The following is a 14,193-nucleotide window of genomic DNA, read 5'->3' as shown; positions in this document are numbered from 1 at the left end:
GTGTTTCATGTTAGGCATTTCAGACCCTTATGTATTAAGTGCATACGTGCTCTGCATCCTGAGTACACTATTATGCGTGATATATGGGGCATTAAATTGGAATAAAGGTTCAGAAACCGAAACAGATGAAATTGAAGAAGAATTAGAATGGGAAAAAGAAGAAGAAAAGATGAAAGATGAAATCGGAACGGTGGTCTAAATGGATATCCTTCTTCTAAACGTGATTGTGTTAATCTATTTGTTAGTTATTGGATACCTTGGATACAAAGGTTGGAAAGGAACTTCAAGTGCTGAAGATTACATGGTTGGAGGTAGAAAAATCCATCCATTTGTTATGGCAATGAGTTACGGTGCTACATTTATCAGTACTGCTGCAATTGTTGGTTTTGGTGGATTCTCGGGCCTATTTGGTATGAGTTTGCTCTGGCTGACGTTTCTAAATATCTTTTTAGGTATCTTTATAGCATTTGTATTTTTCGGGAAAAGAACCCGAAAAATGGGCCATAACTTAAATGCGCTTACATTTCCGGAGCTTCTGGCAAAACGATTTGAAAGTAAATTTATACAGTGGTTTTCGGGCCTTTTGATATTCTGTGCAATGCCGATTTATGCGGCAGCAGTTTTGATTGGTGCTGCAAGGTTTATAGAAACCACACTTAGCATCTCATTTGACGTTGCACTGCTTGTATTTTCAGTAATTATTGCAGTATACGTTGTAATGGGCGGTTTAAAAGGTGTGATGTACACAGATGCATTTCAGGGAACAATCATGTTTTTTGGAATGTTATTTTTGCTCTACATGACCTACGATATACTTGGCGGGGTTACTACAGCTCACCAGGCAATTTCAAATATGTCAGGGTTAGTTCCAGCAAACCTTGCTAGTATGGGGCATGCTGGGTGGACTTCGATGCCGACATTTGGTTCTCCAATGTGGTGGACAATCGTTTCGAGCATAATTTTGGGTGTTGGAATCGGAGTTTTAGCACAACCTCAGCTCATTGTTAGATTTATGACTGTAAAAAGTAACAGGGAATTAAATAGGGCTGTTTTAATTGGTGCAGTCTTCATTTTAATTGCTACAGGTACCGCATACGTTGTAGGAACCCTTTCAAACGTGTACTTCATGAATACCGAAGGAATTCTCTCAATTGGTGCAACCGTGTCAGATGCATTCCCAACTGGAAACAGTGACAGTATCATGCCATTATATATCAACAAAGCGATGCCAGAATGGTTTATTTACATATTCTTGGTTTCGTTACTTGCAGCTGCAATGTCGACCATTTCAAGCCAATTCCACGCCCAGGGTACGTCGATTGGAAGGGACGTTTATGAAACATTGTGTGGTAAAAAAGGATTGAATTCGGTAATTATCACAAGATTTGGAATCATTGTAGCAATTGTGATTGCAGTTATCTTAGGATACATACTTCCAGGAGGAATCGTTGCAAGAGGAACTGCATTATTCTTTGGACTGTGCAGTGCTGCGTTTTTACCGGCATATGCGTTAGGATTATTCTGGAAAAGAGCTACAAAAGAAGGTGCGATTTCAGGGCTTTTGACAGGTACTTTTGTAAGCTTGTTTTGCCTGCTATTTGTTCATCAAAAAGAAGCAGCAGCACTTGGAATTTCAAAAATGTTGATTGGTAGAGACGTTTTGATTTCCTCAATGCCTTGGCCATACGTGGATCCAATGGTAATTTCATTACCCCTTGCATTTATTGCAACAGTAGTTGTAAGTCTCTTAACAAAAGCACCTTCAGAAGAACACCTTAAAAAGTGCTTTAAAGGAATCTAATTTCTTTTTTTCTATTTTTATTGACATTTTTTAACATTAAATTTCGGCTTATTTTTAAAATCTAACTTTTTACCGGCGTTGGTGGAATATTTATACTTGGTGTGCATAACATGATTATGAATAGTATATATGTAGCCGAAATGCTGACTGGTGAAAAAATGATATTTCTTGATCTGGAACTCAAGGATTCTCCCGGAGAACTTTTGAAAGCATTGCAGCCGATTTCTTCTGCGGGAGCCAATATTTTTAGTGTTATTCATATGCGCGAAAATAAAACACAGGACGGAAGAGTCCCCGTTAAAGTCGTGATCGAAAAATTAAACGATAATTTGTTAAATTCTATCATAGAAAATCTTGAAAAATTAGATGTCATCGTTGCCAAAATAAACGAAAAAATGAAAAAAACGAACCTCGAAGTGGTAGTCGTTGGACATATCGTTGATACTGATGTACTCGATACAATCGATAGGATTAACGAAATTGGCGTAGTTGTTGATTTAGATTTAACAATGCCTGATCCAATCGCAGAATCTTCTGCAAGAATGAGGATAACGATAGATAACGAAAAATTAAACGAACTTTACGACGAATTTGAGAAAATAGCTAAAGAAAAAAGTTTGTTGTTCATTAAATCATGCTAAGGAGATAATTTATGAAGATAATTCTTGTAGGATTTGGAATAATTGGCAAGGGTGTTCTAAAGACCATTACCCTCAAATCAGAACACTTAAAGAAGAGATATGGAATGGATTTACAAGTTGCTGCAATTTGTGACAGAAGCGGTGCTGCAATTGATGAAAACGGTCTCGATTTGGAATTGGCCTTGAAAATTAAAGAAGAAACCGGAAAAATAGCAAATTATCCTGAAAAAGGATGCGAAATGGGCATTTTAGAAGTTATCGAGTCAGTTAGTGCGGATGCTGTTGTGGAGGTAAGTCCCACAAACATTGAAACAGGAGAGCCTGCAAAATCATACATGTTAAAGGCGTTTGAATGCAAAAAACACGTCGTAAGTGCAAATAAAGGCCCCCTTGCAGTTTCATTTAAGGACCTTGTAAAATGTGCAAAAGAAAATAAAGTTTGTTTCAGGTATGAAGCTTCAGTCGGTGGCGCAATGCCGATCATCAATCTTGCAAAGGAAACATTAGCAGGAAATGATATTAAATTAATAAAAGGAATCTTAAATGGGACTACAAACTATATACTGACCAAAATGGAAAAAGAACAGCTTGATTTTGATACGGTATTAAAAGAAGCTCAGGAACTTGGAATTGCGGAAACAAACCCTCACCAGGATATCAGCGGCTTAGATACTGCTGCAAAAATCGTAATTTTAGCAAATTCAATATTTGGAAGAGACGTAACTATCAAAGACGTAAATTTAGAAGGAATTACAAGAATTACGCCTGAAGCACTTGCTATGGCAAATAAAAGTGGCCATACGATAAAATTGATAGGCGAAGTTACAGATAAAAAACTCGAAGTATGTCCAAAACTTATACCTATTGACAGTCCATTAAACGTTAAAGGAAGTTTAAACGTTGCAATGGTCAATACTGATCTTGCAAACGATATCGTGGTTGTTGGAGCCGGTGCCGGAGACATTGAAACTGCTTCAGCGATATTAAGCGATTTAGTAAATATTCACCAGACACTCAAAAACTAATACATCTTTTTTTAAACGTTTTTTAATAAACTTTAAAAGGAATTAAACAGAAAGGATTATATATCTTTAAAATAGTTTATATCTTGGTTCGTGGCACGGGGTGCTTATCTTGGTAGATGAGGGCGGACTTCAGATCCGTCGAGTTCCGTCGGAATTCGGGGTTCGATTCCCCCCCTGCGCCGTTTTATATTTTTGGTGGGTTTTATGGAAAAAATGTACTCTAAAAAAGGAGGAATTCCTCAATTAAAGGAGTTAATATCTATTTTAAACAATTTTACTGGAATTATCTCCCTTGATAATACTAAATTGTATTACATAAACTCAAAACTTGTTTTTTCTAGCTTAAACGATAAAGAAATGGATTTAAAAGAGATTTTTAAAAATATTCCTGAAGAATTCCAGATCGATGCTATAAAGATGGATTACGATCGAGTAAATAAATTACTTGAAAAAGTATCCCCTAAAAATTTAAATGGTAAACCGATTTCAAAAGACATTTTTATTGATGTTTACGGAAATATCGAAAATTATGTGGGGCACGGGATTTTTAAAGTTACAATGTTTCCTAGAAAATATAAAGAAGAAGCAGGAATCATTTTATTTTCCAATAAAGAAGAAATTGCTGCAATACACCAGCAAAAAGATAAACTTCTTGTCGGTTTGAAAGCACTAAATAAATTAAAGACCATTTTTGCAGTGAGCGATGTAAAAATATTTTCTGAAAAGATATCAAAAGAAGAATTGAATGAAATAATAAATGAAAATAGGGATGCATTATTAAATCATTTTGTATCTTTTGAAGATTTGATGGAAAAAATTAAAGAAAAAACTCCAAAAATTGTTGAAAATGATTCTTTATATAATATACTCCCCAAAAACCCATCAATTGTTGAAGTCGTTGAAAAAAATGCTTTGATTGTTTCTAATGACAAAACTCCGATTATGGCATTTTTAGATAATTACGACGGAGATAAAGCGTTTAGAATGATTAAAAATTTCTGTATATTGAATAATACCCTCTTTAAAATCTATGAATTAACAGAAGCTGAGTTTAAAAGTATTAAAGAGTTCAAAAACGCTAAAATAAAAGATATTAATTAAATTTGTTTTTTTACAAGTTCATATGCTTTCTTTAAGTCGCCAGCTTCCAAAATTGCTTTTTCTGCGTCGCCCCTTGGAATTCCCTGTTCTTCCAAAGCTTTGACGCCTTCTTCAAACATTTTTGATTTTTTAATTATTTCTTCAGCAAGCTCTTTTTTAAGTTCCATGTATTCATCTTCACCCATGTCTATTGCGAGCATTGCACTGTCTCTGAATGGACAAGGTTTTGTAACCTTACAGCACCAGATCAAACTACCAAAACAGGTGTTTTTCCCAAGTCCAAGCCTTGTTCTGCTTCCAAAATCCTTTTTTATTTTTGAAAATTCTTCTACAGGCATATCGATAGATTCTAACGCCTTGTGTAATGGGCAATATTTTACAGGAGGGCAACAAAATGCAAGCCCCCTTAAATCGCCGCCTCTGCAGATGTGTGAAGGGGAATTTTCCCACATATAAATCACCTAAATCATATTTCTAACAATTTCAACATAATTGGTAATTAAATCATTTAAAAGGGATTTTCCATGAGTTTTATCTAAAAAAACACCATTCTTCTCTACAGATTTTGCTTCTAAATCTATAGCTTCGTTTTTTTCCCTTGCTTCTTTTAGACCGACCATTCCAATTTCTTCGTAAATCTTGGGATCATGGGTCTTCATATTGTCTTCTGAAAGTATTCCAACTGCATATCCCAAGGATACTTCTTCAGTTGATGCATGGGTTAAACATACGCTTTCCATTTTGATAAAACAGTCTTTAGAATTCAATTTTGAAAGTTCATCCAAAATTATGGTGTTTCCGCCGTGGCAGTTTATAATCAAGAATTTATTTATCCCGATTTTTCTGCCATTTTCGACCAGATATTTAATATAAGTAATTACATCTTCGATGGAATCGTGAATACCGTGTTTCACGTAAGAATATTCTGTTGAAGGGATAACTACACCCAGAAATTTTGCACCGGTACTAATTGAAACATTCAATGCGATATATGATGCAATTTTTGCATCTGTATCGATTGGAAGGGCTGAACCATGATTTTCAAGAAATGATCCAAGAGCAATAATTCCCATCTCGTGGACTTTTTCATCAAAAATATTTCCGGAAGCGTATCTCAAATCAACCATAAAATTCACATTTTGGCTTTTTTAAGGGCCCTTCTGTATTTTCCGTATTTATCAACTGGAGAAAATCTCGGAGGTTTTACTGTAACGGATTTTTCATTACATTCACTACAAAAATCTTTCAATGTGTATCTTCCACATTTAGGGCATTTTTTCATTTTCATAGTATTACTCTTCAACTCTTACAAAGCTTCCAGTTCCGCCAGCGTGTTTTTTAATAAAGTCGATTGCTTCTTCAGACACTCTTCTGAGCACGTCTTCTCCGCTTTTGTAGTCTGGTGCGAGTACTTCTACCCGATATTTTGGAGCTCCGATATAGGTGATATTTACCTCTACATCCTCGTAAGGGTTTGCTTTTAAAGCTTTTTTCAGACCGTTTTTAAGGATTTTTACTCCTGTTGGGTCAGTTGTTGTAAGAGAAACGATTCCTGCAACTTTAACACTTGAAAGTTCGATGTTTTCACTTGCAATTTCGTAAATTACATCTGCCCATTCTTTTGGTAGTGGTGTTTCAAGTTCCCCTAAAACTTCTTTTCCTTCAATTACTATTGATTCAAAAGCGTCGTATAATTCCCCAAATTCATCGATTAAAGGATATCCAACAACTTCCCATCCTTCTTCAACCGTTTTTCCAAGTTTTTCTGATGCAAACTGGAGTAATTTTTCAGCTCTTTGGAATCTCTTCCATTCCTGAACTTTTACTTTTTTCTGTTGATCGGTTGCCCTTTTCAATGAAAGATCGATCTGGTTTTTGTGAGGGGTTACTCTCATTACCTTTGCAACTACTCTTTGACCCTTTTTAATATGGTCTCTTATGTTTTTAATCCATCCAGAAGAAACTTCAGAAATGTGAACCATTCCTTCCTTCCCAGGATACTCCAAAAGTTCGATAAATGCCCCGAAAGACTTAACATCGATAACATTTCCGATTATAATGTCCCCTTCTTCAGGAAAATCGTTTCTCATGATTCCACCTTGATTATCTTATAATAAGCATATGGAGTGTTTATACCCACTAGTATTTAAACAATTATAAAATCGAACTACTTTGAAAGACTTTTAAAAAAGAATAAAAAGAGTTATTGTAATACTTCTAAGATTTTTGCTTTGATTGCGCCTTTTGAAGCTTTTGGTTCAGCGATGATTTTACCGCATCCTGCACATTTAACTTCTGTTGAAGGGCATCCAAATATAACTTGTTCATTGTTGCAATCTGTGCACTGAACTTTTAAGAATCTGCTTTTAGGTTTTGAGATTAATTGCATGTTTTCTCACCGTTTTTCTTAATTATTCTACTAATTCAAACATTCTTGCTCTGAAGCCACCGTTGCTTCTAGTGTGCATTTTTCCGCATTCGGAACATTTATATCTTAAATCCAATTTTTTAATTGGTTTAGCTCCTCCAGGTAAAGGTCTTGGGTAACCTCCGTATCCTGCAGTCACTCTTCTGAATTGTCTTTGACCCCATTTCAATTCGCTAGCTTTTCTTTTTTTAGCTCTTTCTACTGTGTGTGCAGTATGCTTTTTACAGTATGGGCAGTACCTGTTCATCTTTTTTTTCATCTTCATGGATGTTCACCCGTTTAATAATATTGTGTTTCTCTAAAATCTTTGAAAATTTCCTATCCAAAGAGATAACGTCATTCTTGTTTAAAATATACTGTAAATTCCCATCTGTAAAGCAGGGGAACTTAGTGATGACTCTTACAATATCAATATCACTTTCACTATTTATATGTTTTGGTATTTGACACTTATCGGTTTTTTCTTCCGGTTTATTTAAATCAACTGAAAATTTGTCTTTTTTTTTATCGGATTCATCTAATTCTGGAATGTAATCTTCATTACCACTTCCATAGCAGGTTTCTTCGATAAACTTTATGACATTTTTTTCATCTTGAACAAATTTATTCGAACTTTCTTTTAAACAGTTTACCTTGTAAATTCTGAAACTTAAAAGATTATTTAGGTAGTATTTTACTCGTTTTGATTTAGTATTATCATCGATTGTTTCGAGATAGTTTCGGGCATCTTTGTAGAAATTTTCTGGAAGGTCTGACAAACCTTCTTTAAAAAATTCATTGAAAAATGCATCCCTTATTTTCTTATACATGGTTTTTCACGTTTCGATAATAAAAAAATAAAATTTAAGATTCGATTCTTGGTGCAAGTAAAAATACAAGTTTTGAACCGCTTACTTCGTACTCGATTTTAACAGGCATGTCTGAACCAAGGTATATTTTTAAAAGGTCTTCTGCCGCAGTTGATTTTGTTAAGTCTTTTAAATAAGCTAAATTGAAAGTACTTCTTGAAGCTTCTCCCATATTGAATTCTGCAAGTGTATCATCGTCATCATCAACGCCGTTGTCAAATACAGTTTCACTCTGGTTTAGATCGCCTTTTGAATAGATTATGAATTTATCTTCATCAACTTTCAAAGTTATGTGATCGTTTACAAGTTCTGCATCTTTTAAAGCTTCAACAAATGCCCCTGCTTTGATTGAAACGTTGTTTGGATATTCAATGTCTGGAACTTTCAAATTACTTGATGAAACGTCGTATAACGCGATTGAAAATTTCCTTGTAACGTTGCTTTTGAAAGTAACATTCAATTTGTTTTTTTCTGCATCGAGGTCGAGAATTAATTTTTCGTCACCCTTTCCTCTTGCAATGATTTTTTTAAGTGCTTCTAAATCAATCCCGATATCGTGAACGTCTCCTTCGTATTCTTCAAAAACGTCTTTTGGCATTTCCATGCTCACTAAAGCCACGTGTGACGGATCCATTGCACTTGCTTTGATGCCGTTTTCGTCCACTTCAAAACAAATCTCATCTACTAAATTGCTAGTTGCATTAATAACTTTTTTAAAATCTCTTGTATTGCATGTAGCCCTGAACATTCATTCACCAATGATTTTTAATTCATATGAATTATTGTACAAAAAATATATATGGTTTTTTAAGTGATTCAAAAATTATTTTCCTGAAACAAAGTCCCAGAATGATTTTATTGCACTTGGGTTTCTTGGTTTCTTTCCTTTTACAAGATACATGTATCTAGTGAGGTCTAAATCTTCAATAGGAACTATTATTAGCTGTCCTGCATCTGCCGCTTTTTTTGCAGGGATTTCTGAAATAATTGATATACCGTATCCTTCTGAAACTGCCGTAATGATTGAAGAATTACTTCCAAGGCTCATGATTGTATGTAAATCCATCATTGAATATCCTTTATCCTGTAAAGCTTCTACAAATATCTCTCTTGTACCGGATCCAACTTCTCTGTCAATATAATCTTCTTTTAATATATCTGAAAGTTTTGCAACTCCTTTTTTCGCGAGTTGATGTTCTGGCGGAACTATGAGTACAAGCCTATCTTTTCCGATTACTTCACTTTCGTATGATCCATCATAGATATTTCCAACTGCGATTATGTCAACTGTCCTGTCTTCTAAAAGCTTGAAACATTTTTCAGAATCAGTAATTTGAATCTGGAATGATACATCTCGATAAACCTTAGTATAATCTTTAATTATGCTTGGGAGTAAATGTTCCCCAGGTGTAGTACTTGCAGCAATTCGAATTACGCCTTCAGGATGTTCGTGAAGAATTCTCATCTGCTGTTTTGCGTTAGATATATTTTCGAGTAATTTTTCTGCATTTTCGTACAAAATATTTCCTTCAGTAGTTAAATCAACTCCTTCGGGAGTTCTCAAAAAAAGCTGTGCATCGAAGAATTTCTCTAAAACAGATATGTGGTTGCTTACAGTTCCTTGTGTAACACCCAATTTTTTTGCTGCTTTAGAAAAGCTTTTAGTCTTTGCGGCAAATAAAAACGTTTGAAAGTAACTAATTTTTGGGTCCATGGTATCACTATTATTAAACATTTATCCTTATAGGTAGATACTATTAGAAAAACTAATATATATAATCATGCCACTATTTTCTTTAAAGCATATTACGGAATTAAATTGAAAATATCCTGGTGAACAGATGATAATCCCGCACAGAAAACCCCGTATCGAATCACAAATTAGAACTTCTGGAAATCCCGATGAATTAAAAAGAATAGTAAATGATTTTTTATTTTCTGAAAAAGAACTCAATATTCTTCCATCAGGAAATTCTGCAATCCATATTGCATCAGAAATTATATCAAAATTAAATCCAAATTCAAAAACGTTAATTCCCGACATGGGCGGATGGAAAGGTTTTGAAACATATTCTAAATTATCAGGATTAAATGTTGAAACACTAAAAACTGACCTTGGAGTAGTAGATACTGAAACTCTCGAAGAAAAAATTAAAGAAAGCGGTGCAAAGTCTCTCTTTTTAACTTCGCTTGCAGGATACCTTGCAGAACAGCCACTAAAAGAAATTGCAAAAATATGTAAAGAAAATAATTGTTTGTTTGTTGAAGACGTTTCTGGAAAAATTGGAGGGGATTCTGGATACGGAGATATGGTTATTTGTTCGACAGGATCACCAAAAATTATAAATTGCGAATACGGCGGGTTTTTAGGGATTTCTAAAGAAATTAATGAAAATTTAAAAGACAAAAGCTTAAAAGAAGACATTAAAAATCTTTTAAAAACATACAAAATGCCAGATATTTACGGAAAATTGATAGAAGAAACCCTGATTTCAAAAAAGTCGTACAAACTTTGCGTAAACTTTTCAAAAATAGTTAAAGAAAATATGGAAAATGCATACTTTAAGAATTTTGATGGAGTATCTGTATTTTTAGAATATGAAAATCCAAAAGAAATCGCCAAAAGCATCGATAAATCAGTTAAACTCGACAATGGAAAATCAATTTTTACATTGTGTCCTCTTTATGAGAGAATTTTACGAAAAGGACTGGTTTTAGAGATAAAAAAAATGGATATTCATAAAATTAGCGAAGATGAAATCTACGAGATATTAAATTTTTTTAAAAAATAAAAAAAGATAGAGTGTGTATGTATACAGTCGTGAGATTCATATTCCCCACTACTACTGAAAACATTTAAAATCCATATCCCCATATAATATAAGTATAAAATATATTTAAATCTTATTAATTAATTTAGATCATGAATTCATCATCCATATAATAAATTAATGGCATTAATTAAAATGCTGTTTTAATTTTTTCAGTTGCTTTTTTCATTGATATTCTGATTAACCCAAGATTTACTTTTGAATCGGAGAGTACAACTAAAATTCCCTCCCCGGCATCTGTCATTAAAGTTTTACCAAATTCTGCTTCGACCATCATCTGTTCGAGTGCCCCTTGGCCGATTTCTGTCGCAGTTCTTTCAGCAGAACCAAATGCTGCAGAAGCCATTGCACCGATAAGTTCGCTATCGAGGTTTGATGGTATTTGTGATGCAATAACAAGCCCATCTTTTCCTACAACCATGGATCCTTTTATTCCTTCAGTTTTACTCAAATCTGCAAGAATTCTGTCAATCATAACTATTACCCCACTAGATTATTTTCAATTGATCTATTATTTCGGATAAACCCTCTTTTCGATAGATCGATCCTGTAACGATATTTGAATTTTCTGTCAAACAGTTCAAATTATTTATTATATCAATTGCATTCGATTCATTGCATAAATCCATTTTATTTATGAATACCGAAAATGGAATATTTTTGTTGGTTAATAAGCCAATAATATCTAAATCAACCTTTCTTAAACCGACAGTGGCATCAAGAACTAAAAAAGCATAATCTGCCCCTTCGATTGCAATTTCCCTCATGAATCCAAATCGTTCCTGACCTGGAGTCCCAAAGAAATGGAATTTTTTATCACCCATTTCGATTCTACCATAGTCTATCGCTACAGTAGTTCCATTATGCTCTACTTTGCCAATATTTTTGATTAATTTTTCCATGAGCGTGGTTTTACCCACATCTTCTGAGCCCATTACCACTATTTTAAGTTCTTTTACCATTAATATCCCATTATTGGAAGAGTTTTCTTGTACTTCTCTTAATAGCACCGTTAGCTGCTGGACCACCAATTAAGGTTTCAAGCTCTTTTACTAAGGACTGTGCTGCAACAAGCGTTGTTGGCTTTATTTCTGCACTTGTTGATGCTTTTTGCAATTCCCCATCTAAGTTAGTTAATATTTCAAGTGCTGCATCCAAATCTTTTTGTTTTTCCAATAAATGCATGGAAGAAGCAGACTTTGTAACTAATTCCGGATTTAATGCTCTTAAAAGACCATCTACACCAGAAGATTCAACAAGCGATGCCATTGTCTGTAATGTCATTAAAATTTGCTGTTCTACCATCTTCTTTGGAGCTTTGATTATTTTTGTTCCTACTGAATAATAATCCAATACTCCCGAAAGGGTAACTGCAGTTAATAATGATCCCATATCAGATACTGTTGCAGATACATCTGCTGGAACGAGATAAGGGGTTTTTCCAATGCTTTCAGTAAGTTTAACACATTTTTCAATCTGTTCTCCTGAAGCGTATTCTGTTCCATTTGTTGATTTTGAACTGATTACATAATGTCCGTGTTGAGGAGTTCCCGGAACTGCTGCAGGATGCATTGATGTAATACCAATATCTTTTCTTTTAGTTCTTAATTCAACTTCCAACATTGTGTATAAAATAACAGGGGAAACTGTACACGTATTTGCAATGATTGCATTTTGTGGAAGGTGTGGTAAAATATTTTTAGCTATTTCCACGGTTTTTTTACCAAAGGGTGTAAAAAATATCGCGATTTCTGCTTCTTTTGCGGCTTCTGCATCATCGGTTAGTACTTTGACGCCAGATTCTTCGACGACTTTCCATTGATCATTGGTTAAAATCGATTTGTTAATTTCTGCTAAAATAACATCATGACCAGCTTCTGCAAATTCAATAGCCATTCTGCTTCCGCCATATGGGGGAACTCCACCATATGCCCCGGGTAAATCTAATTGGTTAACATACAGGTCCTGATTACCTGCGCCATATACCGTAACCTTCATTCAACCACCTTTTAAAAAAAATAAACGAATTTAATTAGGTAGTTTAATTATTAAATCCTTTCGACTACGATACAGTTATTTCCAAGAAGTTCATACTTAAAATCATATCCGAGCATTTCGATTTCTTTTAGAATTTCTGTTCTTGAAACGTAATTTTTGAAGTATTTGTTTAAGTGATTGTAAAATTCAAAGAGTTCTGCATTTGTATTGATATTTTCAGTAAAAAATTCCTCCATTATTAGGAGTTTACCACCCTTTCTAAGTGATTCCATCATTTTTTTGAGGAATAACTTCATGGAATGTGCGTAACTTAATGTATGTATACATAACACGTAATCGTGCTTGTATTTAGTAATCGTTTCAGAAAAATCCATGGATTTTAAGTTTACGCATTCGACTCCGCTTCTCTTTAACCTTCCTTCTGCAACCCTTATGAGTTTTTTTGAAATGTCTACTCCAGTATATGCCCCATTTGGAGCTACTTTCGATGCAAAATAAACTGGAGACCTTGAACCACAACCTACTTCAAGAACAGTATCTCCATTCTTTACACCCAGATATTCAAAAACTACTTCCCTACATGTTTTCATGTAGTTCGTATTTAGCATCATGTCCCAGATATCTGCATCTTTTTTGAAGTTCAAAAGAATTTCTGGATGATCATAACCTATAAATGCATATTGCACGAGTCCTGCCATAAAGTCGTATTTTGAAACATGATCTGAAATAATCCTATTGTATTCAGGATGTATTGAAGAATACATAAACTTAGAATTTAATTCTAATCGCCCTTCTTCAGTTAATTCAAGTAAATTTAAACTTAAACCTGTTTTTATATATTTTTCTACGAAAACTTTATTGGGGTATCCCAAAATCGCCATTAAATCTGAAATTGTAGGCCTAAAATCCTCGATAGCTTTAAATATTCCAAATTTAAGCCCTTGCCTGAAAAATGTTCCCATTAATTCATTGTTTATATATTCAACAGTATAATTTAACGAATCTACTTTTTTTGTTAAACTACTTAGATCAGCTTCGCTGAAATTTGGATTGTATTTTAAAATGCCATTTTCGGAAACCATACCTGACATCACCCGGGATTTGTTGCCTGAACTGTTTACGTTAAAGACCATGATTTCACCAGTTGTCGGCAGAATCGTAGTCTTTAAGATATTCAACTACGTTCTTTCCGTAAGCGGTCATTTGATATATCTTCATTCCTTCTTTTCCATCGCAATTTACAAGTCCAAGTTCAATTAATGATGAACTGCCATTATATCGATTTCCCATTCCTTTTAAACATCCCAAAACATTGCTTGGGTCAGATTTTACCCTTCGAGAAAGTTCTGAAAGGTAAGTACCGTGTGGGTGTATATCATATAAGAAATACACGATTTTTTTTCTTAGCTTGCTCTTGTTTAGAGATCTTATTATCGTTGGATTTATAAACATCATGTCTTCTGATCCCAAAAAAGACACCTCGGGGGATAGGATTATTAACATTAAATCTTTAGTCATTA

Annotated in this window: 20 protein-coding genes and 1 tRNA gene; 7 read left to right on the top strand and 14 right to left on the bottom strand. The window is 34.2% G+C overall.

The genetic code is table 11. The features are described 5' to 3' along the window. The first annotated feature begins 7 nt into the window (after positions 1-7). The 6 genes from MMARC5_RS08745 to MMARC5_RS08725 all read left to right on the top strand — a co-directional run bounded on the left by MMARC5_RS08745 (position 8) and on the right by MMARC5_RS08725 (position 4,568). Positions 8-199, top strand: a complete 192-nt coding sequence (locus MMARC5_RS08745) for a symporter small accessory protein (protein ID WP_011869451.1) — start codon at positions 8-10, stop codon at positions 197-199. Then, positions 200-1,801, top strand: coding sequence for a sodium:solute symporter family protein (locus MMARC5_RS08740; RefSeq protein WP_011869450.1), 1,602 nt, complete (start codon positions 200-202; stop codon positions 1,799-1,801). 158 nt (positions 1,802-1,959) lie between these two features. Beyond that, positions 1,960-2,442, top strand: coding sequence for a hypothetical protein (locus MMARC5_RS08735; RefSeq protein WP_048058534.1), 483 nt, complete (start codon positions 1,960-1,962; stop codon positions 2,440-2,442). An 11-nt stretch (positions 2,443-2,453) separates the two neighbouring features. Then, entirely contained in the window at positions 2,454-3,467 is a 1,014-nt protein-coding gene (locus tag MMARC5_RS08730) for a homoserine dehydrogenase (RefSeq protein ID WP_011869448.1), read from the top strand. Positions 3,468-3,559: 92 nt separating this feature from the next. Next, positions 3,560-3,649, top strand: a tRNA-Sec gene (locus MMARC5_RS09710). A 22-nt stretch (positions 3,650-3,671) separates the two neighbouring features. Further along, positions 3,672-4,568 carry a hypothetical protein gene (locus tag MMARC5_RS08725; RefSeq protein WP_011869447.1) on the top strand — a complete coding sequence of 299 codons (897 nt, stop codon included), beginning with the start codon at positions 3,672-3,674 and terminating at the stop codon, positions 4,566-4,568. On the opposite strand, the gene MMARC5_RS08720 is transcribed toward MMARC5_RS08725, so the two are convergent. The 9 genes from MMARC5_RS08720 to MMARC5_RS08680 form a co-directional block, all read right to left on the bottom strand. Next, a complete protein-coding gene (locus tag MMARC5_RS08720) occupies positions 4,565-5,020 on the bottom strand; it encodes a methanogenesis marker 9 domain-containing protein (RefSeq protein ID WP_011869446.1) in 456 nt (151 codons plus the stop codon). The genes MMARC5_RS08725 and MMARC5_RS08720 overlap by 4 nt on opposite strands. Positions 5,021-5,029: 9 nt before the next feature. Next, a complete protein-coding gene (arfB, locus tag MMARC5_RS08715; RefSeq protein WP_011869445.1) occupies positions 5,030-5,695 on the bottom strand; it encodes a 2-amino-5-formylamino-6-ribosylaminopyrimidin-4(3H)-one 5'-monophosphate deformylase in 666 nt (221 codons plus the stop codon). 5 nt (positions 5,696-5,700) lie between these two features. After that, positions 5,701-5,856: an RNA-protein complex protein Nop10 gene (locus tag MMARC5_RS08710; protein ID WP_011869444.1), complete on the bottom strand. Its 156-nt coding sequence runs from the start codon at positions 5,854-5,856 to the stop codon at positions 5,701-5,703. Positions 5,857-5,860: 4 nt separating this feature from the next. Further along, positions 5,861-6,658, bottom strand: a complete 798-nt coding sequence (locus MMARC5_RS08705) for a translation initiation factor IF-2 subunit alpha (RefSeq protein WP_011869443.1) — start codon at positions 6,656-6,658, stop codon at positions 5,861-5,863. A gap of 113 nt (positions 6,659-6,771) precedes the next feature. Continuing rightward, a complete protein-coding gene (locus MMARC5_RS08700; RefSeq protein ID WP_011869442.1) occupies positions 6,772-6,957 on the bottom strand; it encodes a 30S ribosomal protein S27e in 186 nt (61 codons plus the stop codon). Positions 6,958-6,979: 22 nt separating this feature from the next. Next, positions 6,980-7,261 carry a 50S ribosomal protein L44e gene (locus MMARC5_RS08695; RefSeq protein ID WP_012193727.1) on the bottom strand — a complete coding sequence of 94 codons (282 nt, stop codon included), beginning with the start codon at positions 7,259-7,261 and terminating at the stop codon, positions 6,980-6,982. Next, the gene (locus MMARC5_RS08690; protein WP_011869440.1) at positions 7,218-7,805 is read right to left on the bottom strand and encodes a DNA replication complex GINS family protein; all 588 of its coding nucleotides are present in this window, start codon (positions 7,803-7,805) and stop codon (positions 7,218-7,220) included. Before MMARC5_RS08690 ends, MMARC5_RS08695 begins: the two co-directional genes overlap by 44 nt. A 34-nt stretch (positions 7,806-7,839) precedes the next feature. After that, on the bottom strand, positions 7,840-8,592 hold the full coding sequence (locus MMARC5_RS08685; RefSeq protein WP_011869439.1) for a DNA polymerase sliding clamp: 753 nt from the start codon (positions 8,590-8,592) through the stop codon (positions 7,840-7,842). Positions 8,593-8,667: 75 nt separating this feature from the next. Then, on the bottom strand, positions 8,668-9,558 hold the full coding sequence (locus MMARC5_RS08680; RefSeq protein WP_011869438.1) for a selenium metabolism-associated LysR family transcriptional regulator: 891 nt from the start codon (positions 9,556-9,558) through the stop codon (positions 8,668-8,670). 127 nt (positions 9,559-9,685) lie between these two features. Between MMARC5_RS08680 and MMARC5_RS08675 the strand changes: the two genes are divergently transcribed. After that, positions 9,686-10,636 carry a PLP-dependent aminotransferase family protein gene (locus MMARC5_RS08675; RefSeq protein ID WP_011869437.1) on the top strand — a complete coding sequence of 317 codons (951 nt, stop codon included), beginning with the start codon at positions 9,686-9,688 and terminating at the stop codon, positions 10,634-10,636. A gap of 169 nt (positions 10,637-10,805) precedes the next feature. Here the strand turns inward: MMARC5_RS08675 and MMARC5_RS08670 are convergent, their stop codons facing one another. From MMARC5_RS08670 to MMARC5_RS08650, 5 genes are read right to left on the bottom strand one after another with little or no spacing between them, the layout of a single operon-like run. Continuing rightward, entirely contained in the window at positions 10,806-11,150 is a 345-nt protein-coding gene (locus MMARC5_RS08670; RefSeq protein WP_011869436.1) for a roadblock/LC7 domain-containing protein, read from the bottom strand. A 13-nt stretch (positions 11,151-11,163) separates the two neighbouring features. Further along, on the bottom strand, positions 11,164-11,637 hold the full coding sequence (locus MMARC5_RS08665) for a GTP-binding protein (RefSeq protein WP_011869435.1): 474 nt from the start codon (positions 11,635-11,637) through the stop codon (positions 11,164-11,166). 10 nt (positions 11,638-11,647) lie between these two features. After that, on the bottom strand, positions 11,648-12,673 hold the full coding sequence (locus tag MMARC5_RS08660) for a H(2)-dependent methylenetetrahydromethanopterin dehydrogenase-related protein (protein ID WP_011869434.1): 1,026 nt from the start codon (positions 12,671-12,673) through the stop codon (positions 11,648-11,650). Between the two features lie 50 nt (positions 12,674-12,723). Further along, entirely contained in the window at positions 12,724-13,806 is a 1,083-nt protein-coding gene (locus tag MMARC5_RS08655; RefSeq protein ID WP_048058533.1) for a class I SAM-dependent methyltransferase, read from the bottom strand. Between the two features lie 4 nt (positions 13,807-13,810). Then, positions 13,811-14,128: a helix-turn-helix domain-containing protein gene (locus MMARC5_RS08650; protein ID WP_011869432.1), complete on the bottom strand. Its 318-nt coding sequence runs from the start codon at positions 14,126-14,128 to the stop codon at positions 13,811-13,813. Positions 14,129-14,193 lie beyond the last annotated feature (65 nt).

The organism is Methanococcus maripaludis C5 (assembly GCF_000016125.1).
Classification (GTDB): Archaea; AGJL01; Methanococci; order Methanococcales; family Methanococcaceae; genus Methanococcus; species Methanococcus maripaludis_D.
Note: the sequence above shows the minus strand (reverse complement) of the source record. Positions and strands in the feature narration are given on the sequence as shown.